Annotated in this window: 20 protein-coding genes; 15 read left to right on the forward strand and 5 right to left on the reverse strand. The window is 71.9% G+C overall.

Annotated features, from left to right (window positions below; all coding sequences use genetic code 11):
- Positions 1-34 precede the first annotated feature (34 nt).
- Positions 35-1,042, reverse strand: coding sequence for an aldo/keto reductase (locus tag AC069X_RS16325; RefSeq protein ID WP_478729182.1), 1,008 nt, complete (start codon positions 1,040-1,042; stop codon positions 35-37).
- An 84-nt stretch (positions 1,043-1,126) separates the two neighbouring features.
- On the opposite strand from AC069X_RS16325, the gene AC069X_RS16330 reads away from it, so the two are divergent.
- From AC069X_RS16330 to AC069X_RS16365, 8 genes are all read left to right on the forward strand, one after another.
- Complete coding sequence (locus AC069X_RS16330; protein ID WP_478729184.1) at positions 1,127-2,074, forward strand: 2-hydroxyacid dehydrogenase; 948 nt, start codon at positions 1,127-1,129, stop codon at positions 2,072-2,074.
- Positions 2,075-2,380: 306 nt separating this feature from the next.
- Positions 2,381-5,251 carry a putative bifunctional diguanylate cyclase/phosphodiesterase gene (locus tag AC069X_RS16335; protein WP_478729186.1) on the forward strand — a complete coding sequence of 957 codons (2,871 nt, stop codon included), beginning with the start codon at positions 2,381-2,383 and terminating at the stop codon, positions 5,249-5,251.
- Positions 5,252-5,478: 227 nt separating this feature from the next.
- Positions 5,479-7,365 carry an acetolactate synthase large subunit gene (locus AC069X_RS16340; protein WP_478729188.1) on the forward strand — a complete coding sequence of 629 codons (1,887 nt, stop codon included), beginning with the start codon at positions 5,479-5,481 and terminating at the stop codon, positions 7,363-7,365.
- Positions 7,366-7,397: 32 nt separating this feature from the next.
- Positions 7,398-7,922: an acetolactate synthase small subunit gene (ilvN, locus tag AC069X_RS16345; protein WP_007266740.1), complete on the forward strand. Its 525-nt coding sequence runs from the start codon at positions 7,398-7,400 to the stop codon at positions 7,920-7,922.
- A gap of 126 nt (positions 7,923-8,048) precedes the next feature.
- Positions 8,049-9,050 carry a ketol-acid reductoisomerase gene (ilvC, locus tag AC069X_RS16350; RefSeq protein ID WP_478729190.1) on the forward strand — a complete coding sequence of 334 codons (1,002 nt, stop codon included), beginning with the start codon at positions 8,049-8,051 and terminating at the stop codon, positions 9,048-9,050.
- Between the two features lie 295 nt (positions 9,051-9,345).
- Positions 9,346-10,935: a phosphoglycerate dehydrogenase gene (gene serA / locus AC069X_RS16355; protein ID WP_478729192.1), complete on the forward strand. Its 1,590-nt coding sequence runs from the start codon at positions 9,346-9,348 to the stop codon at positions 10,933-10,935.
- A 172-nt stretch (positions 10,936-11,107) separates the two neighbouring features.
- Positions 11,108-11,716: a TetR/AcrR family transcriptional regulator gene (locus AC069X_RS16360; RefSeq protein ID WP_478729194.1), complete on the forward strand. Its 609-nt coding sequence runs from the start codon at positions 11,108-11,110 to the stop codon at positions 11,714-11,716.
- A 7-nt stretch (positions 11,717-11,723) separates the two neighbouring features.
- Positions 11,724-12,287 carry an RDD family protein gene (locus AC069X_RS16365; RefSeq protein WP_478729196.1) on the forward strand — a complete coding sequence of 188 codons (564 nt, stop codon included), beginning with the start codon at positions 11,724-11,726 and terminating at the stop codon, positions 12,285-12,287.
- Here AC069X_RS16365 and AC069X_RS16370 read toward each other — a convergent pair.
- A complete protein-coding gene (locus AC069X_RS16370) occupies positions 12,262-13,488 on the reverse strand; it encodes a PucR family transcriptional regulator (RefSeq protein WP_478729198.1) in 1,227 nt (408 codons plus the stop codon). The two genes, AC069X_RS16365 and AC069X_RS16370, sit on opposite strands and share 26 nt — an antisense overlap.
- Positions 13,489-13,686: 198 nt before the next feature.
- On the opposite strand from AC069X_RS16370, the gene AC069X_RS16375 reads away from it, so the two are divergent.
- Both AC069X_RS16375 and pruA read left to right on the forward strand, forming a co-directional pair.
- Positions 13,687-14,613 carry a proline dehydrogenase family protein gene (locus tag AC069X_RS16375; RefSeq protein ID WP_478729200.1) on the forward strand — a complete coding sequence of 309 codons (927 nt, stop codon included), beginning with the start codon at positions 13,687-13,689 and terminating at the stop codon, positions 14,611-14,613.
- 36 nt (positions 14,614-14,649) lie between these two features.
- Positions 14,650-16,281: an L-glutamate gamma-semialdehyde dehydrogenase gene (gene pruA / locus AC069X_RS16380; protein ID WP_478729202.1), complete on the forward strand. Its 1,632-nt coding sequence runs from the start codon at positions 14,650-14,652 to the stop codon at positions 16,279-16,281.
- An 87-nt stretch (positions 16,282-16,368) separates the two neighbouring features.
- On the opposite strand, the gene AC069X_RS16385 is transcribed toward pruA, so the two are convergent.
- Complete coding sequence (locus AC069X_RS16385; protein ID WP_478729204.1) at positions 16,369-17,070, reverse strand: nitroreductase family protein; 702 nt, start codon at positions 17,068-17,070, stop codon at positions 16,369-16,371.
- A gap of 81 nt (positions 17,071-17,151) precedes the next feature.
- Here AC069X_RS16385 and AC069X_RS16390 point away from each other — a divergent pair, with 81 nt between their 5' ends.
- Positions 17,152-17,865: a tyrosine-protein phosphatase gene (locus AC069X_RS16390; RefSeq protein ID WP_478729206.1), complete on the forward strand. Its 714-nt coding sequence runs from the start codon at positions 17,152-17,154 to the stop codon at positions 17,863-17,865.
- On the forward strand, positions 17,862-18,410 hold the full coding sequence (locus AC069X_RS16395) for a GNAT family N-acetyltransferase (RefSeq protein ID WP_478729208.1): 549 nt from the start codon (positions 17,862-17,864) through the stop codon (positions 18,408-18,410). Before AC069X_RS16390 ends, AC069X_RS16395 begins: the two co-directional genes overlap by 4 nt.
- A gap of 21 nt (positions 18,411-18,431) precedes the next feature.
- On the opposite strand, the gene AC069X_RS16400 is transcribed toward AC069X_RS16395, so the two are convergent.
- Together AC069X_RS16400 and AC069X_RS16405 are read right to left on the reverse strand one after the other, a co-directional pair.
- On the reverse strand, positions 18,432-20,462 hold the full coding sequence (locus AC069X_RS16400) for a phosphocholine-specific phospholipase C (protein ID WP_478729210.1): 2,031 nt from the start codon (positions 20,460-20,462) through the stop codon (positions 18,432-18,434).
- A 119-nt stretch (positions 20,463-20,581) separates the two neighbouring features.
- Complete coding sequence (locus AC069X_RS16405; RefSeq protein ID WP_478729212.1) at positions 20,582-21,595, reverse strand: NADP-dependent oxidoreductase; 1,014 nt, start codon at positions 21,593-21,595, stop codon at positions 20,582-20,584.
- Positions 21,596-21,695: 100 nt separating this feature from the next.
- Between AC069X_RS16405 and AC069X_RS16410 the strand changes: the two genes are divergently transcribed.
- The 3 genes from AC069X_RS16410 (at position 21,696) to AC069X_RS16420 (ending at position 24,134) form a co-directional block, all read left to right on the forward strand.
- Complete coding sequence (locus AC069X_RS16410; protein ID WP_478729214.1) at positions 21,696-22,580, forward strand: LysR family transcriptional regulator; 885 nt, start codon at positions 21,696-21,698, stop codon at positions 22,578-22,580.
- A 264-nt stretch (positions 22,581-22,844) separates the two neighbouring features.
- Positions 22,845-22,976 carry a hypothetical protein gene (locus AC069X_RS16415; RefSeq protein ID WP_277752153.1) on the forward strand — a complete coding sequence of 44 codons (132 nt, stop codon included), beginning with the start codon at positions 22,845-22,847 and terminating at the stop codon, positions 22,974-22,976.
- 117 nt (positions 22,977-23,093) lie between these two features.
- Positions 23,094-24,134 (forward strand): 3-isopropylmalate dehydrogenase, encoded by a 1,041-nt coding sequence (locus AC069X_RS16420; protein WP_478729216.1) that lies wholly within the window; start codon positions 23,094-23,096, stop codon positions 24,132-24,134.
- Positions 24,135-24,265 lie beyond the last annotated feature (131 nt).

Here is a 24,265-nt window from a genome sequence, read left to right on the forward strand (position 1 = left end):
AGTGGACCTCGGGGGGAAGCCCGGGACGGGGGCTCTAGTCCCAGGCTCCCACCGCCGCCGGCAGCGCCGCTATCTCGGCCAGCTCCCCGGCCGTCAGCCGCACCTCCGCCGCCCGGGCGTTCTCCGCCGCCCACCGGGCCCGCTCCGCCCCCGGCACCGGCACCACGTGCGGCCCCTGCGCCAGCACCCACGCCAGCGCCACCTGCGCCGCCGTGACCCCGGGCCCGTGCCGCCCGGCCACCCGCCGCAGCCCCGCCACCAGCACCTGGTTGGAGGCCATCGCGTGCGCCGTGAACCGCGGGTGCCGCGCCCGCACGTCGGCCTCCTCGAAACCCTCCCCCGGCGTCAGCGTCCCGGTCAGGAACCCGCTGCCCAGCGGCATCGCCGCCAGCACCCCCACCCCCCGCGCCGCACACCACGGCAGCAGCTGCCACGCCGCCTCCGGCGACCACACCGACAGCTCCGCCTGCACCGCCGTCACCGGGAACACCTGCTGCACCCGGTCCAGCTGCCGGAGCGTCGCGCGGTACCCCCGGTCCCCGCGCCGCCCCGCGCCCGGCCCGGCCCCCGCGCCCAGCGCGCAGAACCCCAGCGCCCGCACCTTCCCGGCCTGGACCAGCTCCGCCATGGCCCCCCAGGTCTCCTCCACCGGCACCTCCGGATCCACCCGGTGCAACTGGTACAGGTCTATGACGTCGGTCCGCAGCCGCCGCAGCGAGGCGTCGCACGCCCGCCGGACGTACCCCGGCCGCCCGTCGGCCACCACGTGCCCCTCACCCGCCCGCAGCCCCACCTTGGCGGACACGAAGGCCTCGGAACGCCGCTCCCGCAGCACCCGCCCCAGCACCAGCTCGTTGGTGAACGGCCCGTACAGATCGGCCGTGTCCAGCAGGTTCGCCCCCAGGTCCAGCGCCGTGTGCAGGGTGCGCAGCGACTCCTCACCCCGCCGCCGCGAAGGCGCGTAGGCCCAGCTCATCGGCATGCAGCCGAGCCCTATGGCGCCCACCGTCAGCGGTCCCGACCCGATCGACCTGTGCTCCACCCCTGCGTCCCCCTCCCGGCCCGGTCCCGGTCCGGCCTTCAAACTAACGGCTTGATCCAGTTCCCTTGGCATAGCCTCGCGATCATGACTGCAACGACCGGGGACGTCTGGCTCCCCTTCCCGCCCGGAGAGATCGACGGCCTCCCCGACTCCTTCCGCTACCGCCAGTGGGACGGCGAGGACACCTTTCCGGCCGACCCGGCCGACTGCGTCTTCTACGTCACCCCGTACATGAAGTCCCAGGCGGTGACGCTGCGCCCGCTCGCGGCGATGCCCGCCCTGAGGGTGGTGCAGACGCTCACCGCCGGCATCGACCACGTCCTGCCCGGCCTCGGTGACCTCCGCCCGGGCGTACGGCTGTGCAACGCCCGCGGCGTCCACGAGGCCAGCACCGCCGAGCTCGCCCTCACCCTCGTGCTCGCCTCCCTGCGCGGGATCCCCGGCATGGTGCGCGGCCAGGACCGCGAGGAGTGGCGCGGCGGCTTCTACGACGCCCTCGCCGACAAGTCCGTCCTGATCGTCGGCTACGGGGCGATCGGCACGGCCGTCGAGGACCGGCTCGTCCCCTTCGAGTGCGGGCGGATCACCCGCGTCGCCCGCTCCGCCCGCACCGCCCCGCACGGTCCGGTCCACGCCCTCGCCGACCTCCCCGCCCTGCTCCCGGACGCGGACGTGGTGGTCCTCACCACCCCGCTGACCGAGACGACCCGGGGGCTGGCGGACGCCGCCTTCCTCGGCCGGATGAAGGACGGCGCCCTGCTCGTGAACGTCTCGCGCGGCCCGGTCGTCGACACCGGGGCCCTGCTGGCCGAGCTGGAGCAGGGCCGGCTGCGCGCCGCGCTCGACGTCACGGACCCGGAGCCGCTGCCGGCCGGCCACCCCCTCTGGCACGCCCCGAACGTCCTGATCACCCCTCATGTGGGCGGCAGCAGCTCCGCGTTCGAGCCGAGGGCGAAGCGGCTCGTGGCCCGGCAGCTCACCCGTTTCGCCGCCGGTGAAGAGGTCCACAACATCGTGCTCACCAAGGACTGAGGCGGCCCCCGGCAGCGGGGAGCCGCCCGGCCGCTCACGCAGGGTGATCACCCGCACGCGACCGGTGGCCACGACCCCCCTCTTGGTGACTGAGCGTAGAGGAGCTATGTCGCTGAGTGACGAAAGTGGTGTATCGTCCGGAACAAGGGGCTGCGCCACGTACGTCTGGCGCTGGGGAGTGATCGGACACTTTGGGGGGCGACGGGCGATGCACGGCCAATGGACGAAGGATCCGCTCCGGCAGGGCCGCCGGAGGCGACGCTGCCGAGACTGGACTGCGCCGGAACCAGCCGGCGAGGGGCACCGGTGAGCGCCCCGGGGGCGGCGCTCCTGACCCGCCAGCCCGTCACGGGCGGCGGCCGGGGCCTCGCGGCGCAGCTCCTCCTCGCAGTGGTCTGCGGCGGCTACGCCGTCGGCGCCGCCCTCGGCTGGGGCTCGGGCGAACTCGCCAAGATCATGGGCGACTTCGGGCTCAGCGCCGCCGGATTACTGGCCGCCGCCTCCTGCTACCACTACGCCCGCGCGATCGGCCGGCGAGAACGCCCCGCCTGGCTGATGTTCGCCTTCTCTTCGCTGATGGGGGCCGTGGGGAACGCCGTCTGGGGCTGGTACGAGGTGGTCCTCGACGAGGAGGTCCCCGAGTCCTCGCTCGCCGACTTCGCCTTCCTCTGCTTCGCCCCCGCCGCCATCGTCGGCCTGCTCGTCCTGGCCAAACGACCGGTCACCCGCGCCGGATGGGTCTGCCTCGGCCTCGACTCCTGGCTCATCGGCGGCTCCCTGCTGACCCTGTCCTGGAGCCTGGCCCTCGCCAGCGCCGCCCGCACCGCCCAGTCGGGCGCCCCGGGCAGCGTCCTGCACGCCGCGCTCATGCTCGCGTACCCGCTCCTCGACATCGCGCTGGTCTCCACGGTCCTGGTGCTGCACTTCCGGCGCTCGGCCAACAACCGCTCGGCGGTCAACACGGCGATCGCGGCCCTCGCACTGACCGTCCTGAGCGACGCGCTCTTCACCTCGCCGCTGCTCAACACCAGTTACAAGTCGGGCGAGATCCTCGACGCCGGCTGGTTCGCGGGCTCCCTGCTGCTCGCCTACGCCCCCTGGGGCGCCCGCCGGACCGAACCCGTTCCGCGCTCCGGTCCGCCGCGCCCCGACCGCCCGCACAGCCGCCCCATCACCGGCTCCCTGCCCGCGCTCACGCCGTACCTCGCGGCCGCCGTCTGCACCCTCGGCATCCTGTACAACGTCGTGGACGGCCGGAAGGTGGACCGGATGGTCGTCTTCACCGGCTGCACCGTCGTCCTCGCCCTCGTCATCCGGCAGGGCATCATGCTCCTCGACAACATCGCGCTCACCCAGGAACTGGCCCAGAAGGAGAACCACTTCCGGTCCCTGGTCCAGGGCTCCAGCGACGTCATCATGATCGCCGCGCCCACGGGGACCCTGCGCTACGTCAGCCCCGCCGCCGCCGGGGTCTACGGACGCGAGGCGGAGGAACTGGTCGGCACCGAGCTCGCCTCCCTGATCCACCCCGATGACCTCGGCCGCGTGGTCCACGAGGTACGCCGCTTCCTGGCCGCCCCGCCCGGCGAGGAGCCCACCACCCGCATCGAGTGCCGGTTCAAGTCGGGCGGCGGCGAGTGGCTGAACGTGGAGTCCACGGTCAACCGCCACCAGGGCGGCCTCATCCTCAACAGCCGTGACGTCACCGAGCGGGTCCGCCTCCAGGCCCAGCTCCAGCACAGCGCCGAGCACGACCCGCTGACCGACCTGCCCAACCGGGCCCTGTTCACCCGCCGGGTCCGCCAGGCCCTCACCGGCCGCCGGGCCGGGGACCACAGCACCGCCGTGCTCTTCATCGACCTCGACGGCTTCAAGGCCGTCAACGACACCATCGGCCACCAGGCCGGCGACGAACTGCTCGTCGAGGCCGCCCGCCGGCTCCAGGACGCCGTACGGGCCGGGGACACCGCCGCCCGGCTCGGCGGCGACGAGTTCGCCGCGCTGATCCTCGGCGACGGCAGCCGGGACCGCGGCGCCCGCGAGTACCAGGTCCACGACATCGCCGACCGGCTCCGCGCCACCCTCTCCCAGCCGTACCGCATCGCCGGGAGCGAGGTCCGGGTGGCCGCGAGCATCGGCGTCGCCTTCGCCGACCCCGGCATCACCCCTTCGGACCTGATGCGCAACGCGGATCTCGCGATGTACCGGGCCAAGGCCGGCGGCAAGGACCGGGTCGAGCTGTACGCCCCCCAGATGCAGGCCGAGGTCGTACGCAAGGCCGAGCTGGCCGGACGGCTGCGGACCGCGCTGCACGAGGGCGAGTTCGCCCTGCTGCACCAGCCCGTGGTCTCCCTGGCCACCGGGGAGGTCACGGCCGTCGCCGCCCAGGCCCGCTGGCGCTCCGCCCAGGGCATCCTCTTCACCCCGGCCGAGTTCCTCCGGGTGGCCGAGCACAGCGAGGGCGGTCCGCCCGGGGCGGACGGCTCCCGTACGGCCGAACTGGGCCGTTGGCTCCTGGAGGAGGCCGTGGAGCGGGCCGCCGAGCGCCACCGGGCCGGGCACGACGTACCAGTGGCCGTCCGGATGACCGCCCAGCGGCTGCTGGACCGCTCGGTGCCCGGGGGCAGCGTGGAGGCCCTCCTGACCCGGCACGGCCTGCCCTCCGGGGCCCTGGTCCTGGAACTGGCCGCCTCCGACCCCAGAGTGCCCTTCGACGAGCTGGAGCGCCGTCTGACGGCCCTGCACCGGCTCGGTGTACGGATCGCCCTGGACGGCTTCGGCAGCGGCTACGCGGCCATCAGCGCCCTGCGCCGGCTCCCGGTGGACCTGCTGAAGCTGGACCGGGGTCTGGTCGAAGGCGTGGTCGAATCGGCCAGGCTGCACAAGATCACGGCCGGATTGTTGCGGATCGCAAACGACCTGGGCATGCAGTCCGTGGCCGACGGCGTGGACCTCCCCGAGCAGGTGCTCGCACTGCGGGCGATGGGGTGCACCCACGGCCAGGGAGCGGCCTTCTCCGGACCGCTCGACGAATACAGGCTGCGGCGGGCGCTCGTGAGAGGTACGTTCCCAGTACCGGGCGGTACGGCCCAGCCGGCCTTGGCCGGTGGCTCGTCCGGTGGCTCGATGGTCATCCATAGAGGCTCAAATAATGAGACGCCCGTCCCACCCGCTTGACATCCACCTCCCGCCGGAGGGAGGGTCAATGCCATGCGCACCCGAATTCTCGTACTTGGAAAGCGCGTCGGCTGAAGCTGGGGCCTGCATGTCCCCGCTCGACACCACCGACGCGCTCCCCTCGCTTGCCACCCGGCACGAGGGGTTTTTTGTTGCACTGGCACACGCATCCGGACCGGATCCGGAGCACCCCCGCTCCTCGTAAAACCCTCAGCTTCGAGAAGAGAATGCCGATGACCGAGCAGGCCTCCGGGGCCCACCATCCGCAGCCGCGGCCCCGTACGGGCGGACAGCAGTCCGCCGCAGTTGAGCACGTCACGGGCGCCCAGTCCCTCATCCGCTCTCTCGAAGAGGTGGGGTGCGACACCGTCTTCGGTATCCCGGGCGGCTGCATCCTCCCGGCGTACGACCCGATGATGGACAGCAAGAAGGTCCGTCACATCCTGGTCCGCCACGAGCAGGGAGCCGGCCACGCCGCCACCGGCTACGCCCAGGCCACCGGCAAGGTCGGCGTGTGCATGGCCACTTCCGGCCCGGGCGCCACCAACCTGGTCACCCCGATCGCCGACGCGCACATGGACTCCGTCCCGCTCGTCGCGATCACGGGCCAGGTCTCCTCCAAGGCGATCGGCACCGACGCCTTCCAGGAGGCGGACATCGTCGGCATCACGATGCCGATCACCAAGCACAACTTCCTGGTGACCAGGGCCGAGGACATCGCCAAGACCATCGCCGAGGCCTTCCACATCGCCTCCACCGGCCGTCCCGGCCCGGTCCTGGTCGACATCGCCAAGGACGCCCTGCAGGCGAAGACCACCTTCTCGTGGCCGCCCAGCCAGGACCTCCCCGGCTACCGGCCGGTCACCAAGCCGCACGCCAAGCAGATCCGCGAGGCCGCGAAGATGATCGCCGCCGCCAAGCGGCCGGTCCTCTACGTCGGCGGCGGAGTCATGAAGGCCGGCGCCACCGCCGAGCTGAAGGTCCTCGCCGAGCTCACCGGCGTCCCGGTCGTCACCACCCTGATGGCCCTGGGCTCCATCCCCGACAGCCACCCGCAGAATGTCGGCATGCCCGGCATGCACGGTTCCGTCACCGCCGTGACCGCGCTCCAGAAGTCGGACCTGCTGATCGCGCTCGGCACCCGCTTCGACGACCGCGTCACCGGCAAGCTGGACAGCTTCGCCCCCTTCGCCAAGGTCATCCACGCGGACATCGACCCGGCCGAGATCGGCAAGAACCGCGCCGTCGACGTCCCGATCGTCGGTGACGCCCGCGAGGTCATCGCCGACCTGATCCAGGCCGTCCAGGCCGAGGCCGGCGAGGGCAACACCGGCGACTACACCGCCTGGTGGAAGGACCTCAACCGCTGGCGCGAGACCTACCCGCTGGGCTACGACCTGCCCGAGGACGGCAGCCTCTCGCCGCAGCAGGTCATCGAGCGGATCGGTCAGCTGGCGCCGAAGGGCACCATCTACGCGGCCGGCGTCGGCCAGCACCAGATGTGGGCCTCGCACTTCGTCAACTACGAGGAGCCCCGCACCTGGCTGAACTCCGGCGGCGCCGGAACCATGGGCTACGCGGTCCCCGCCGCGATGGGGGCCAAGGTCGGCATGCCGGACCGCACGGTCTGGGCGATCGACGGCGACGGCTGCTTCCAGATGACCAATCAGGAACTGGCCACCTGCGCGCTGAACAACATCCCGATCAAGATCGCGATCATCAACAACGGCGCGCTGGGCATGGTCCGCCAGTGGCAGACCCTGTTCTACAACCAGCGGTACTCGAACACGGTCCTGCACGCGGGCGAGACGGGCCACGACACCGTGGGCTCCCAGCTCGGCGAGTCCTCCTCGCCCCGCATGGGCACCCGCGTCCCGGACTTCGTCAAGCTGTCCGAGGCCATGGGCTGCGTCGCCCTGCGCTGCGAGGACCCGGCCGACCTGGACAAGGTCATCGCCGAGGCCAACGCGATCAACGACCGTCCGGTCGTGGTCGACTTCATCGTCCACGAGGACGCCATGGTGTGGCCGATGGTCGCCGCCGGCACCTCCAACGACGAGGTCATGGCAGCCCGGGGCGTCCGTCCCGACTTCGGCGACAACGAAGACGACTGAGCCGAGAGAGCCTGAGAGAGAGAACGACTCACATGTCCAAGCACACGCTCTCCGTCCTGGTCGAGAACACGCCCGGCATCCTCGCCCGGATCGCCGCGCTGTTCTCCCGCCGCGGGTTCAACATCGACTCCCTCGCGGTCGGCGTCACCGAGCACCCCGACATCTCCCGCATCACCATCGTGGTGAACGTCGAGGACCTCCCGCTGGAGCAGGTGACCAAGCAGCTCAACAAGCTGGTCAACGTGCTCAAGATCGTCGAGCTGGAGCCGTCGAACGCCATCGAGCGCGAACTCGTCCTGGTGAAGGTCCGCGCCGACAACGAGACCCGCTCGCAGATCGTCGAGATCGTCCAGCTGTTCCGCGCCAAGACCGTCGACGTCTCCCCGGAGGCCGTCACCATCGAGGCCACCGGCGGCGCCGACAAGCTCGGCGCCATGCTCAAGATGCTGGAGCCCTTCGGCATCAAGGAACTGGTCCAGTCGGGCACCATCGCCATAGGGCGTGGCGGACGGTCCATCACGGACCGCAGCCTGCGTTCGCTCGAACGCAGCGCCTGACCTCCGCGACATCCGGTTCAGGACGCGGCGGCTGACACGCCGGCCCGCATAGCGAGACCGAGAAACTCTTATTCCGTTCCCCGCCGTACGGTGGGAGCAACACCAGCGCACCAAGGAGATATCCCAGTGGCCGAGCTGTTCTACGAGAACGACGCCGACCTGTCCATCATCCAGGGCCGCAAGGTCGCGGTCATCGGTTACGGCAGCCAGGGCCACGCCCACGCGCTGTCGCTCCGTGACTCCGGCGTCGACGTCGTCGTCGGCCTCAAGGAGGGCTCCAGCTCCAAGGCCAAGGCCGAGGACCAGGGCCTGAAGGTCGTCTCCGTGGCGGAGGCCGCCGAGTGGGCCAACGTCATCATGATCCTGACCCCGGACCCGCTCCAGGCCGAGATCTACGAGGCGTCCATCAAGGACCACCTCCAGGAGGGCGACGCGCTCTTCTTCGGCCACGGCTTCAACGTCCGCTACGGCTTCATCAAGCCCCCGGCCAACGTGGACGTCGCCCTGGTCGCCCCGAAGGGCCCGGGCCACCTGGTCCGCCGCCAGTACGAGGAGGGCCGCGGCGTTCCGTGCATCGCCGCCGTCGAGCAGGACTTCTCGGGCAACGCCTTCGCCCTGGCGCTCTCCTACGCGGCCGGCATCGGCGGCACCCGCGCCGGCGTCATCAAGACCACCTTCACCGAGGAGACCGAGACCGACCTGTTCGGTGAGCAGGCCGTCCTCTGCGGTGGCGCCTCCGCTCTGGTCAAGGCCGGTTTCGAGACCCTGACCGAGGCCGGCTACCAGCCGGAGATCGCCTACTTCGAGTGCCTGCACGAGCTGAAGCTCATCGTCGACCTCATGTACGAGGGCGGCCTGGAGAAGATGCGCTGGTCGGTCTCCGAGACCGCCGAGTGGGGCGACTACATCACCGGTCCGCGCGTCATCACCGACGCCACCAAGGCCGAGATGAAGAAGGTCCTCGAGGAGATCCAGAGCGGCAAGTTCGCCGAGGAGTGGATGGCCGAGTACAAGGCCGGCCTGCCGAAGTACAACGAGTACAAGAAGGCGGACTCCGAGCACCTGCTGGAGACCACCGGCAAGAAGCTGCGCAAGCTGATGAGCTGGGTCGACAGCGACGAGAGCTGATCTCGTGAACGGCGGGGCCGGGACGGTGCGTCCCGGCCCCGCCGCACATGCGCCTCCGCTCCGGCTCCGGCCGGAGACCGCCGGAATGTAGCCCTGGGACAGGACGGATTGTCCACCCCGGCCAATCCCGGACGGGTGATCCTTCCGTACAGGCGGAAATCCGCACCCGATCCGCCACTACACTGCTCAACACAACGCGTCAGGCCCACAGTGTCGTGCGTCTTCCACGCGGCTACCCCCTCCACCGCCTGCGGCCGTCGGGACGGCCGTCCGCACTGGACTTGTGAGGACCCACGTGAGCTCGAAACCTGTCGTACTCATCGCCGAAGAGCTGTCGCCCGCCACGGTGGACGCGCTCGGTCCGGACTTCGAGATCCGGCACGTCAACGGCGCCGACCGCGCCGAGCTGCTCCCCGCGATCGCCGAGGTCGACGCGATCCTCGTCCGCTCCGCCACGAAGGTGGACGCCGAGGCCATCGCCGCCGCCAAGAAGCTGAAGGTCGTCGCCCGCGCCGGTGTCGGTCTCGACAACGTCGACGTCTCCGCCGCCACCAAGGCCGGCGTGATGGTCGTGAACGCCCCGACCTCCAACATCGTCACCGCCGCCGAGCTGGCCTGCGGCCTCCTCGTCGCCACCGCCCGCAACATCGCGCAGGCCAACACCGCGCTGAAGAACGGCGAGTGGAAGCGCAACAAGTACACGGGCGTCGAGCTCAGCGAGAAGACCCTGGGCGTCGTCGGCCTCGGCCGCATCGGCGTCCTGGTCGCCCAGCGCATGTCGGCCTTCGGCATGAAGGTCGTCGCGTACGACCCCTACGTACAGCCCGCGCGCGCCGCCCAGATGGGCGTCAAGATGCTGACGCTGGACGAGCTGCTGGAGGTCGCCGACTTCATCACCGTGCACCTGCCCAAGACCCCCGAGACCGTCGGTCTCATCGGGGACGAGGCCCTGCACAAGGTCAAGCCGTCCGTCCGCATCGTCAACGCCGCGCGCGGCGGGATCGTCGACGAGGCCGCGCTGTACTCGGCCATCAAGGAGGGCCGCGTCGCCGGCGCCGGCCTCGACGTGTACGCGAAGGAGCCCTGCACGGACTCCCCGCTCTTCGAGCTCGACCAGGTCGTCTGCACCCCGCACCTCGGCGCGTCCACGGACGAGGCCCAGGAGAAGGCCGGCATCGCGGTCGCCAAGTCGGTGCGCCTCGCGCTCGCCGGCGAGCTCGTGCCGGACGCGGTCAACGTCCAGGGCGGTGTCATCGCCGAGGACGTGCGCCCCGGTCTGCCGCTCGCCGAGAAGCTCGGCCGCATCTTCACCGCCCTCGCGGGCGAGGTCGCGGTCCGCCTCGACGTGGAGGTCTGCGGCGAGATCACCCAGCACGACGTCAAGGTGCTGGAGCTCTCCGCCCTCAAGGGCGTGTTCGAGGACGTCGTCGACGAGACGGTCTCCTACGTCAACGCCCCGCTGTTCGCGCAGGAGCGCGGCGTCGAGGTCCGCCTGACCACCAGCTCGGAGTCCCCGGACCACCGCAACGTGGTGACCGTCCGCGGCACCCTGTCGGACGGTCAGGAGGTGTCGGTCTCCGGCACCCTGGCGGGCCCGAAGCACCTTCAGAAGATCGTGGGCGTGGGCGAGTACGACGTGGACCTGGCCCTGGCCGACCACATGATCGTGCTGCGCTACACCGACCGCCCGGGCGTGGTCGGCAAGGTCGGCCAGCTGCTCGGCGAGGCCGGCCTGAACATCGCGGGCATGCAGGTCGCCCGCGCCGAGGAGGGCGGCGAGGCCCTCGTCGTCCTCACCGTCGACGCGGAGGTCCCGGTGGACGTCCTCGCGGCCATCTCGGCGGAGATCGGCGCCGCCTCGGCCCGTACGGTCAACCTGGTCTGACCGCCGCACACCGCCGGAAGGGCCCGGGGCGTCAGCCCCGGGCCCTTCCGCGTGCCCCCCGCCCCCCCGTCCGAGGCGCGGGCGAGCACCGTGAACGCCCGTATATGACGGATGTATAAAGCATGCGGCCGGGACCTTCGCCCAGGACGGCCGCCTTGTTACGGTGACGGCCATGGGACACAAAGAGGATCTGCTCGAAGGCGCCAAGAAGTGCCTGGTCGAGAAGGGGTTCGTACGCACCACCGCGCGCGACATCGTCGGCGCCTCCGGCACGAACCTGGCCTCCATCGGCTACCACTACGGCTCCAAGGACGCCCTGCTCACCCAGGCGTTCATCGCCCTGATGCAGCAGTGGGGCGAAACGGCCTTCCAGGACGGCATGCCCGGTGAGGACGGCTCCCTGGAGCGCCTGCGCGCCATGTGGGAAGGGGTCCTCGCCCAGCACGACACCTCGGCCCCCGTCTGGGCGGCCAGCATGGAGGTCGCGCTCAGCGGCGAACGGCTGCCGAAGCTGCGCGGGATGCTCGCCGCCTCCCAGGCCGAGGGCCGCCGGGGCCTGATCTCGCTCCTCACCGGCACCCCGGAGGAGGAGCTCACCGAACGCGACGAGCGGACCCTCGGCTCCGTCTGCCAGGCACTGCTCAACGGCCTGATGATCCAGTGGCTGCTCGACCCCGGCACCGCCGCCTCCGCCGAGGAGTTCACCGAAGGGCTCCGCCGGATCGCGGAGGGGCTGACGGCGGCCGCACGGGCCGGAGCCGCCGGCCCGGCGGGGGAGTAGGCGCGCGATGGGTACGGGATTCCTGTCCGGCGGGGGCGACCTCGCCCCCCTGCCGCCCGTGGGCCGCGCCCCGGACGCCCGGCCGCTGCCCGGCTCCCCGGCCGGGATCGTCCGGCGCGGCGCCGCCACGGCGGTGGACCTGGCCATCGGCATCGTGGCGGTGGTGGTACCGCTCCTCGGGTTCGACCGGGTGCTCGGCGCGCTCGCCGTCCCCGACGCGGAGGCCCGTACCGCCTGGCAGGCCGCGGCGGCCGCCTGGACGGCGGCCTTCCTGCTGCTGTACTCGCCGCTGTGCGTCTCGCGCCGGGGGGCGACGCCGGGCAAGAGGGTGATGGGCCTGGAGGTCGTGGCCCGCGGGGGAGGGCGCCTCCCCTACGGCCGGGCCGTGGTCCGCCACCTCACGAACCTGGTGGTCACCGGCATCCCCGTGCTGAGCGTGGCGAACGCGTCCTCCATGGCGCTCAGCCCCGACGCCCTCGGCATCCACGACAAGGCCGTCGGCAGCGCGGTGGTCCACCGCCGCCGAACCCCCGCTGGAACGGCGCTCAGGCCCGCAGGCGCGCGGCCTTGAGCGCCATGTGCAGCAGCAGCCGGTCCTCGCCCGCGTCCAGGTCGAGCCCCGTCAGCTGTTCCACCCGCCCCAGCCGGTAGTACAGGGTCTGGCGGTGGATGCCCAGCTCCGCCGCCGCGCGGCCCGCCTGCCCCGCGCAGTCGAGGAACACCTCGGCCGTACGGGCCAGTTCCCGGTGGGCGGGACCCAGCAGGGCCCGCGTCGCCGGGTCGTCCGCCGGCCCCCCGCCCAGCGCGGCCAGCATCCGGTACGGCCCGATCCCGCCCCACTGGGCCACCGGCCCGAGCTCCGGCTGCCCGGCGGCCGCCCGCGCGGCGGCGGTGGCCTGCGCCCAGGCGGCGGGCAGCTCCGAGAGGGCCCGGACCGGGTCGGAGAGCCCGGCGGTGACGGCGTGGCCCGCCCCGGCGGGACCCCGGGCGCCGGGCGACCCCGGAGCCGGCGCGCGCGGCAGCAGCCGCCCCACCGCCGCCAGGGCCGGAGCCAGCGCGTCCCCGGACCGCAGCCGGACCAGTACCGCGAGCGCGCCCGGGCCCCGCCCGGCACCGGGCCCGGGGCCGCTCCCCGCCCGGTCGGGGTCGGGGACCCCGGCCGGAACCACGCACACCGCCGCCGCCCCCGGCACCGACCCCGGAGCCTCCCCGGGCCACGGAGCCACGCACACGGCGGCGTGCAGCCCCTCCGCCCCCGGCCCCAGGGCCACCCGCAGCGCGGCCACCGCCATGTCCTGCTGCCAGCCCCGGCCGGCGGTGAGCACGGCCAGGAACTCCCGGGAGAGGTCGGCGCCCGCCTTGGCCTCCTCGGCGAGCAGCACCCCGATGCGCTGGGCCACGTCCATGGCGGCCTCCAGGGCCGCCGGACCCGGGCCCGGATCCTGGTCGAGGAGCCACACGTAGCCCTGCACGATGCCCCGGTACCGCACGGGCAGGCAGATCCGCCCCCGGAAGACCCCCGCGTCCGGGGCCGCCGGGATCCGTACCGGGCCGGTGGCGCGGGCGATGCCGAAGCCCTCGAACCAGGACCGGACGTCCGCCGTCGACTGGCGGGTCAGGATCGACCGGGTGCGCACCGGGTCCATCACGAGGTCGTCCTCGCTGTCGTGCGCGCCGAAGGCGATCAGACGGAAGTCCCGGTTCTCCAGCGTCGCCGGGGCGCCGAGGAGCGCCGAGATCTCGTCCACCAGGTCCTGGTAATCGCCCTTCACCCGGACATTCTCCCACCCCGCGGCGGGGCCTTCAGACAGATGTATGAGATCGGGGACACGGATGCGTGACAGCTGTCGATGGCAGAGGATCGTGGAGATCCTTAGGTTTCACGGTGGTTTTACTTGCGTTTTCCTTACGGCCGCAGCCCACCCCGCGGCGTCCGTTCGTCCGCTCCTGCCACCCGTTGGAGGTGCCCCGTGCTGGGTCCCGCGATCCTCGCCGCTTCGCGCAGCGACAAGATGCGCCGAATCGTCTCTGCCGCCCCTGTGACCAAGCCGGTGGTCAACCGGTTCATCCCCGGTGAGACGGTCGACCAGGTCATTCCGATCGTCGAGGAGCTGACGCGCAAGGGCCTGGAGGTCACCCTCGACGTCGTCGGCGAGGACATCACCGCCGTCGAGCAGTCCTACGCGGCCCGCGACGCCTACCTGGAGCTCATCCAGCGCCTCAAGGAGCTGGAGCTGGGCGAGACCGTCGAGATGTCGGTCAAGCTCTCGATGTTCGGCCAGGCCCTGGAGGGCGGCCACGAGCTGGCCCTCGCCAACGTCCGCCCCGTCGTCGAGGCCGCCGCCGCCATCGGCACCACCGTGACGCTGGACGCCGAGGACCACACCACCCTCGACTCGATGTTCGCCATCCACGAGGAGCTGCGCCGGGACTTCCCGCAGACCGGCTGCGTGATCCAGGCCTACCTCTTCCGCACCGAGGCCGACGCCCGCCGCCTGGCCGCCGCCGGCAGCCGCGTCCGGATCGTGAAGGGCGCCTACAAGGAGCCCGCCGAGGTCGCCTACCAGGACAAGGGCGAGATCGACAAGGCCTACGTCCGGATCATGAAGATCCTCATGGAGGGCGACGGCTACCCGATGATCGGGTCCCACGACCCGCGCCTGATCGCCATCGCGCAGGAGCTCGGCCGCCAGGCCGGGCGCAAGCTGGACGAGTACGAGTTCCAGATGCTCTACGGCATCCGCAGCGAGGAGCACCTCCGCCTCGCCTCCGAGGGTCATCGAATGCGGGTCTACACGGCCTATGGCACCGACTGGTACGGCTACTTCATGCGCCGTCTCGCGGAGAAGCCGGCCAACCTGCTCTTCTTCCTCCGCTCGATGATCACCAAGAACTAGCCCGCCCGAACCACGGTCAAGGAGAGTTACCGCCCCATGGATGCTGTGACCCAGGTCCCCGCGCCGGTCAACGAGCCGGTCCACTCGTACGCCCCCGGCAGCCCGGAGCGCGCGCGCCTCGAGATCCAGCTGAAGCAGCTGTCCGAGAACCCGATCGACCTCCCGATGACGATCAACGGCGTCAAGCGGATGGGTGGCGGCGAGCGCTTCGACGTCGTCCAGCCCCACGACCACAAGTCGGTCATCGGCACGTACGCCAACGCCACCCAGGCCGACGCCCAGGAGGCCGTCGACGCCGCCCTGGCCGCCGCCCCGGCCTGGCGCGCGATGTCCTTCGACGACCGCGCCGCGATCATCCTGCGCGCCGCCGAGCTGCTGGCCGGCCCGTGGCGCGAGAAGCTGGCCGCCTCCACCATGCTGGGCCAGTCCAAGACCGCGCAGCAGGCCGAGATCGACACCCCGTGCGAGCTCGTCGACTTCTGGCGCTTCAACGTCCACTTCGCCCGCCAGATCCTGGCCGAGCAGCCCGCCGCGAACAGCGCCGGCGTGTGGAACCGCAGCGACCACCGTCCGCTCGAGGGCTTCGTCTACGCGATCACCCCGTTCAACTTCACGGCCATCGCCGGCAACCTGCCGACCGCCCCGGCCCTGATGGGCAACGTGGTCGTGTGGAAGCCGTCCCCGACGCAGACGCACTCCGCGGTCCTCCTGATGGAGCTCCTGGAGGCGGCCGGTCTGCCCAAGGGCGTCATCAACCTGGTGACGGGCGACGGCATCGCCGTCTCCGAGGTGGCCCTGAACCACCCGGAGCTCGCCGGCATCCACTTCACCGGCTCGACCAAGACCTTCCAGTACCTGTGGAAGACGGTCGGCAACAACATCGAGAAGTACCGCTCCTACCCGCGTCTGGTAGGCGAGACCGGCGGCAAGGACTTCGTCGTCGCGCACCCGTCCGCGGACCGCGCGATCCTGAAGACCGCCCTGACCCGCGGCTCCTTCGAGTTCCAGGGCCAGAAGTGCTCCGCGTCCTCGCGCGCCTACGTCCCGGCCTCCATCTGGAACGACGGCTTCAAGGAGCAGTTCGCGGCCGAGGTCGACGGCATCACCATGGGTGACGTCCGCGACCTGGGCAACTTCATCGGCGCCGTCATCGACGAGCGGTCCTTCGCCAAGAACAAGGCCGCGATCGACCGGGCGAAGTCCGACCCGACCTGCACCATCGTCGCCGGCGGCACCTACGACGACTCGGAGGGCTACTTCGTCCGCCCGACCGTCATCGAGTGCACCGACCCGGAGAACGAGGTCTTCACGACCGAGTACTTCGGCCCGATCCTCGCGGTCCACGTGTACGAGGACGACAAGTACGACGAGATGCTGGCCCAGATGGAGAACGTCTCGGCGTACGCCCTGACCGGCGCCGTCATCGCGCAGGACCGCTACGCGGCCGCCGACACGATGGAGAAGCTCCGCTTCGCCGCGGGCAACTTCTACATCAACGACAAGTCGACCGGCGCCGTCGTCGGCCAGCAGCCCTTCGGCGGCGGCCGTGCCTCGGGTACGAACGACAAGGCGGGCGCGGCGTCCAACCTGCTGCGCTGGACCTCGACCCGCTCCATCAAGGAGACCCTGGTCCCGCCGACCGAGTACGGCTACCCGCACATGGGCTGACCCGCCCCGCTCCCGAACCCCGCCCCCGCTCCGGTACCCCCAAGTCCGGAGCGGGGGCGGTCCCCGTTCGGCGAGGGGTCCGCGGGTTCAGACCTCCACCAGGACCTGGTCCAGGGACTTGCGGAGCAGGTCCGGGACCTCGCAGTCGTCGGCCGGGTAGCCCACGGGGATGACCGCGAAGGCCTTCTCGTTCTCCGGGCGGTTCAGGACGTGCGCCAGGAAGCGCATCGGGCTCGGGGTGTGGATGAGGGCGGCCAGCCCCGACAGGTGCAGGGCGGAGAGCAGCATGCCGACCGCGATGCCGACCGACTCGTCCACGTAGTAGTGCTTGCGCTTCGTGCCGTTCGGGCCGAGCCAGTAGCGCTGCTGGAAGACCACGATCAGCGCCGGGGCGTCGGTCAGGTGGGTCTTCACGGCGTCGGTGCCGATGGGGCGCAGCGCGGCGAGCCACTCGTCGCCGAGGCGGCCGTCGTAGGAGATCTGCTCCTCCTGCTCGGCGGCGGCGCGGATCTGCTGCCGGATGGCCGGGTCCTTGACCAGGACGAAGGTCCACGGCTGCTGGTGCGCCCCGGAGGGGGCGGTCGCGGCGCAGGCGATGGCGTCACGGACGGCCTGCTCGGGAACGGGGTCGGGGGAGAAGTGGCGCACGGTCCGCCGTTCGTCCATCCGGGCCCGCAACTCCGCGGCGCGCGCGAGGGATTCGGGCCCGGGCATGCGCGCGGGACGGTAGGCGACGGGCCGGTAGGGCCGGCCATGGGTGGGGGTCCACTGCTGGGTCTCAGGCGACATGGGCAGATCTTCCAGCGGGGGAACTCCCGAGGCCAGGGGAACGTCAGGAATCAATGTCCGTTGTGTACTGACAGGGGGGCTATGACCGTGTCGAACGTCGGTCGATTCGTGGACTGGGAGGGCTGCTTCAACGCCCGCGACCTCGGCGGTCTGGGAACGCTGCGACCCGGGGCGCTGATACGGGCGGACAGCCTGGACGGCCTCACCGCGCGGGGCTGGACCACACTGGCCGGAGACGGTGTGCGGACCGTCATCGACCTGCGCAACGACGGCGAGCCCGAGGTGGACCGCGCCCCGCGTCCGGCCGGGCTGACGACCGTGCGCATCCCGCTCGACGGCATCGAGCACCGCGACTTCTGGGACGTGTGGTGGGGTACTCCGGGCTTCGCCACCCCCGCGTATTTCCGGCCTTTCCTGGAGCGTTTCCCCGACCGAGTGGCGTCCGTCGCCCGTGCCGTCGCGGACGCCGCGCCGGGCGGGGTCGCCTTCCACTGCGGTCTGGGCCGCGACCGGACGGGCATCGTCGCGCTCGTCCTGCTGCGGCTGGCCGGGGCGGCCCCGGAGCAGATCGCGGACGACCACGCGCTGAGCGAGCCCCGGGTCCGGGCCCGGTACGCGGCCCGGGGCAGGGAGTACGACTCGGCCGGGATCGAGGAGTACGCCGCCGGTCTCGGCACCACCGTGCACGCCCTGGCCGCGGACACCGCGCGGTGGCTGGATGCGGACGCCTACCTGCGCGGAGCGGGGCTGACGGCCGCCGAACTGGAGCGGCTCCGGGGCAGACTGGGGGCATGAGCGACGCACCGCACACCCGTCTCGCACACACCTCGCAGCTCGGCCCGGACGACCTCGCCGCGATCCGGGACCTGCTCGACGCCGCCTTCGACGGGGACTTCGGCGACGAGGACTTCGAGCACGCCCTCGGCGGCATGCACGCCCTGGTGTACGAGGGCGGCGCGCTCGTCGCGCACGGGAGCCTCGTCCAGCGGCGCGTGCTGCACCAGGGGCGGGCCCTGCGCACCGGGTACGTCGAGGCCGTCGCCGTACGCGCCGACCGGCGCCGGCGCGGGCTCGGCGGGGCGGTCATGGCCGCGCTGGAGGGCGTGGTCGCCGGGGCGTACGTACTGGGTGCCCTGTCCGCCTCCGACGAGGGCGCGGCCCTGTACGAGAGCCGGGGCTGGAAGCCGTACCCGGGGCAGATCGGCGTGCTCGGCCCGGCCGGGCCCGAGCGGCTGGCCGAGGAGGAGGGCTCGACGTACGTGTGGACGCCGCCGGGCGGGGTCGAGCCGGACTCGGCCGGGCGGCTCGACTTCGACTGGCGCGACGGGGACGTGGTGTAGCCGGCCGCGGGGGCCGTACGGCTAAGAGCCCGAGACGCTCGGGGCGCCCGTCTCGATGTGGCCCGTGTAGCGGCGCGACCAGGTGCCGTCGGCGTCGGCCAGGATGGTGAAGTCGTACCAGCCCTTGCTGTACGCCACCGCGTTGAAGAAGTCCTCGCGCGAGGAGTTCGCCGGGACGGTGTAGGTCCAGGGGCCGTCCGTGCGGTAGGCGTTGGAGCGGATCGTGAAGGTGACCGGTGCGGCGGAGGCGTTGGTCATCTTGAACCAGACGGCGGTCTTGCCGGTGCCGGACTCCACCGCGTAGCGGGCCGCGACCTCCAGGTTCCTGCCCGGCTTCGTGGCGTCGCCGATGAAGCGGCGCAGGAAGCGGTTGGGGCCGTACATGGAGATGTCGTACTTTCCGGAGCCGGCGCCGAGACCGATGGAGAACCAGTCCGTCGCGGTGGCGCCGGGGTCGACGGTGTACTGCCAGGCCGCCGTGTCCCGGTGCTGGTGCGGGTGGATCGAGAAGTGCGCCGCCCGCTTGGCCTGCGCTCCCTGGTTGCTCATCGAGAACCAGGCCAGGATCTTGCCGGCCGGCCCGAACTCGAAGCGGTCCAGGTTGCCGTTGACCTGGTACGGGAGCGCCCGCGCCGGCCGCGTCCCGGGCTCCTGCGCCGGCTGGGCGTTGTCCTGCGGTACGGGGTTGGGCAGCGGGGCGCAGGTGGACTGGCCGATGACCTTCGCCGTGCCCGGCAGGCCCGCCGGAACCCCGTAGACCGGGTGCGCGAAGTCGAAGACGCCCGTCAGGTCGCCGGTCACCCTGCGGCGCCAGGCGCTGATGTTCGGGCAGAGCGCGGGCGTGCCCAGCGCCGTCGTCCACTGTTCCATGAAACGCAGCACCGAGGTGTGGTCGAAGACCTCGGAGCTGACCCAGCCGCCGCGCGTCCACGGGGACATCACCAGCATCGGGACCCGGAATCCCAGTCCGATCGGGACGCCGTCGATGTACTCGTCCGGGGTGCCGGGCGGGGCGACCGGCGGCGCGACGTGGTCGAAGAAGCCGTCGTTCTCGTCGTAGTTGAGGAAGAGGACGGTGGAGTCGAAGACCTCCGGGTCCGCGGCGAGGGCGCGGTAGACCAGGTCCACGAAGTGCGCGCCGTCCCCGGGCGGGGCGTACGGATGCTCCGAGAAGGCCTCGCTCGCCACGACCCAGGAGACCTGGGGCAGGGTCCCGGCGACCACGTCCGCGCGGATCGCGGCGGCGATGTCGTCCGGGGTGGAGCCGGAGACCCGGGGGACCGAGGCCATGCCCCGGTCCCAGAGCGGGTCGCCCGGCCGGGCGTCGGTGAACTTCTTGAAGTAGGCCAGGCCGTTGTCACCGTAGTTGTCCTGGGCGTTCTGGTAGACCTTCCAGGTCATCCCGGCCCGCTGGAGGGCCTCCGCGTAGGACTCCCAGGTCAGCCCGGACTCCTCGCCGCCGTCCTTGCTGCCCGCGTCGATCTTCCCGCTCCACAGGAAGGTGCGGTTGGGGCCCGTCGCGCTGAGGGCGGAGCAGAAGTAGGCGTCGCAGACGGTGTAGTGGTCGGCGAGGCCGTAGTGGAAGGGGATGTCGCCCCGCTCCAGGTAGCCGAGGGTGTGGGTCTTGCCGACCCCGGCGACCCAGTTGTCCATCCGGCCGTTGTTCCAGGCGGCGTGCTGCGAGGTCCAGCTGTGCGGGAGGTCGCCGGTGCACTGGGCCAGGGTCTGGCCGTCGGCGCCGCCGGCCGAGGGGGTGGCGGACAGCCTCCACGGGTACTGGCGGCCGCCCCAGTGGGGCTGGTGGAAGGTGCCCCAGCCGCCGGGGATGTTGCCGGCGGCCCGGTCGCCGAAGCCGCGGACGCCCTTCAGCCTGCCGAAGTAGTGGTCGAAGCCGCGGTTCTCCTGCATCAGGACCACCACGTGCTTCACGTCGGTGATCGTGCCCGTCGCGGCGGCGGCCGCCGCCGTCGTGGGCAGGGCCCCGGGCAGGGCCGCCCCCGCCACGAGCCCGGCGCCGATCCCCACGAAACCCCTGCGGCTGATGGGTGCCACTGGCTGCTCGCCTCCAACTCGCGTGCCCCTCTGGCACATTGACGGCAAGGGTGGCGGCAGTCGCGCCAAAGGTCTACATCCGTGCGGTAAGAACTCGGTGAACATCCGGACGGCCGGAATCAGCTCCCGGTCGCGACGAGCATCTTGCCCAGGTTCTGCCCGCCCAGCATGCCCAGGAAGGCCTCCACGGTACGGTCGAAGCCCTGGACGACGGTGGTGTCGGTGCCGATCCGGCCGCTCTGCAGGTGGGGGACCAGGAAGTCCTCCAGCTCGTCCTGGAGATTGGTGTGGTTGCGGACCAATACCCCTTCCAGGCGCAGCGACTTGTGGACCACCTCGAAGAGGTTGCGGGGCGCGGCGGGGGAACGGTCGCCGTTGTACGTGGAGATCGCGCCGACCCAGGCGATCCGGCCGTACTCGCGCAGGCTGTCGAGCGCGCCCTCCAGGTGGTCCCCGCCGACGTTGTCCACGTACACGTCGATGCCCTCCGGCGCGGCCTGCGCCAGCTGCTCCCCGACCGGCCCGTCGTGGTAGTCGAAGGCGGCGTCGAAGCCGAGGGCCCCGGTGAGGTGGGCGACCTTCGCTGCCGAGCCGGCGCTGCCGATGATCCGGCGGGCGCCGAGCAGCCGGGCGATGTGCCCGGTGGCGGTGCCGACCCCGCCGGCGGCGGCGGAGACGAAGAGGTCCTCGCCCTCGCGCAGGGCCGCCGTCCGGGTGAGGGCGGCGTACGCGGTGAGGCCGGTGCCGCCCAGGACGGACAGGTAGGCCTCCAGCGGGACGCCTTCGTGGCCCCGCAGCCTGCGGGTGCCGTCCACGCCCAGGGTGACCAGGGAGTGCGTGCGCCAGCCCGCCCGGTGGAAGACGAGGTCGCCCTCCTTGAGGCCCGGGTCGCGGGAGGCGGTCACCCGGCCCACCGTGCGGCCCTCCAGCGGGGCGTTCAGCTCGAAGCCGCCCTCGCCGCCGTCCATCAGCCCCCGGTGGTACGGGTCCACCGACAGCAGCAGGTTCTCCACCAGGGCGGTGCCGGGGGCGGGTTCGGGGACGGGCGAGGAGACGTACGCGAAGTCGGAGGCGGCGGGGAAGCCGGTCGGGCGGGCGATCTGGTGGACGGCGCAAGCGGTGTTCACGGTCATGGGCACGACCGTAGGAAGGAATCCCGCGGCCGGGCAGGGGGTTGCCCTCATGCATGCCGCGCATCCATGAGCGCGGCTCATACACCGAGGTGGGAACCCCGTGACCGAGCTCGCCCCGCAGGAACTCCGCGTCCTGGTCGCCGTCGCCGAGACCGGCGGCTTCTCCGCCGCGGCCGCCGCCCTCGGCGTCAGCCAGTCGGCCGTCTCGCACTCGGTGCGCGGCAGCGAGGGCAAGGTCGGCGCGGTGCTCTTCGAGCGGGGGCGCGCCGGGGCCTCGCCCACCCCGGCCGGCGAGCGGGCCGTCGCGCTGGGCCGGCGCATCCTGCGGCTGTACGAGGTGCTGGGCGCGGAGGCGCGCGGCGCGGCCCGGGCCCCCGGCGGGCGGGACGCGGTCGAGGGGGTGCTGCGCGTCGCGGCCTTCCGCAGTGCGGCCCTGCACCTGCTGCCGCCCGCGCTGGAGCGGCTCGCCGCGCTGCACCCCGGGATCCGGCCCGAGGTCAGGGTGGTGCGCGAGATCGGTGCCGGTACGGCGGGGGAGGTGGCCGCGGGCCGGGCGGACCTGGGCATCGCGACGCTGGGCGCGCGGGAGGACGTACCGCCGGGGCTGCTGACCGGGGTGCTCGCGGAGGAGGCGTACGCGCTGGTGCACCCGGCCGGGCACCCGGACCCCAAGGCGCTGCCGCTCCTGGACTGGGACGAGAACTGCGGCTCGTACACCCGGGACTGGTGGCGGTCCCAGGACTGGATCCCGCGGGCCACGGTGAAGGCGGAGGACGACGCCATGGTGCTGACGATGGTCGGCCGGGGGCTGGGCATGGCGATCATGCCGGAGCTGTCGCTGCGCGAGGCTCCGGACACCGTCGGAATCACCCCGCTGGGGCCCCGGAGGCCGGTGAGGCAGGTGGGATACGTCACCACACCGGAACTGGCATCCACCCAGGCTGTCAGGGCTCTGATCAGGGAACTCAGGGCCGACAAGGTCTGAAAGCGGAATCCATGCAGGGGTCCCTTCGGGCGGTTTCGCGTCTCAGATACTAGGAAGTCCGAGTAATTGCGGAGACATACAGCCGGACCTGCCCTAGCTTTGTAGGAGCCGAACGTCTCGCTGATCCTGCGAATGGCGGTCGAGAGCGCGCGCCCACCGGCAGGCAACCCCTGCGGCGCACTGCTCCCCGCCTCTTCCGGCGCCTTGAAGGAACACCCCTCATCCGTGGCCCCGCCACGCCGTGATCCCAAGGAGTCGATCACCATGACCCCCACCACCGCCGCAGCCCGTCGCGTCCGCCACACCTCCCCGGCCGACGCCGACCGCAAGAACGCCGCCGCCGCCCTCCAGCGCGCCCTGGACCGCCGTGACAACGGCGGCTCGACCGGCCACTGACGGATACGCCCGCCACCGTGGACCAGCCCGCCCGCACCCGGACACGTCGCGCCCCCCATTGGTCCGAATGCTGGACGCGATATGTCTGAGGGCTGGGACACGGAGTACGGTTCCGACATGTCGACCAGCATCAATCTCGCAGTGATCCCCGGTGATGGCATCGGCCAGGAAGTCGTGGCTCAGGGCCTCAAGGTCCTTACCGCGGTCCTGCCCCAGGATGTGAAGCTGGAGACCAGGGAATACGACCTCGGCGCGCAGCGCTGGCACCGCACCGGTGAGACCCTCCCGGACGCGGAGCTGGAGGCCCTCAAGCACCACGACGCGATCCTGCTGGGCGCCATCGGCGACCCGTCGGTCCCGTCGGGCGTGCTGGAGCGCGGTCTGCTGCTGAAGCTCCGCTTCGCCTTCGACCACTTCATCAACCTGCGCCCCTCGAAGCTGTTCCCGAACACGGCCACGCCGCTCGCCGGCCGTCCGGAGATCGACTTCGTCGTCGTGCGGGAGGGCACCGAGGGCCCGTACACCGGCAACGGCGGCAGCCTGCGCACCGGCACCCCGGCCGAGGTGGCCACCGAGGTCAGCGTCAACACGGCCTACGGTGTGGAGCGCGTCGTGCGCGACGCGTACGAGCGGGCCAACGCCCGTCCCCGCAAGAAGCTGACGCTCGTCCACAAGAACAACGTCCTCGTGTACGCGGGCCACATGTGGAAGAACATCTTCGACAAGGTCGGCCAGGAGTACCCCGAGGTCACCACCGACTACCTGCACGTCGACGCCGCGACGATCTTCTTCGTCACCCAGCCCGAGCGCTTCGACGTCATCGTCACGGACAACCTCTTCGGTGACATCCTCACCGACCTCGCCGCCGCCGTGACCGGTGGCATCGGCCTGGCCGCCTCCGGGAACATCAACCCGACCGGCGCCTTCCCGTCCATGTTCGAGCCCGTCCACGGCTCGGCCCCCGACATCGCGGGCACCGGCAAGGCCGACCCGACCGCGACGATCCTCTCCGTCGCCCTCCTGCTGCGCCACCTCGGCTACGAGGCCCAGGCCGTCCGCATCGAGGACGCCGTCTCCGCGGACCTCGCCGAGCGGGACGGCACCTTCCGCTCCACCGACGCGATCGGCGACGCCCTCGCCGCGCGAGTAGCCGGCTGACCCGGCCGTTCCACCCAGGAAGCCGCCAGGTCACAAAGGGACCTGGCGGCTTCTCCTGCGCGGCCCCCGGTGCCACCATCTCCCCTGGGCCGCTAAAGCCCCGTTTCTCCGAAGCCTGCCCGCGCGCGATA

The sequence above is a fragment of the Streptomyces sp. NPDC043896 genome (genome assembly GCF_056435605.1).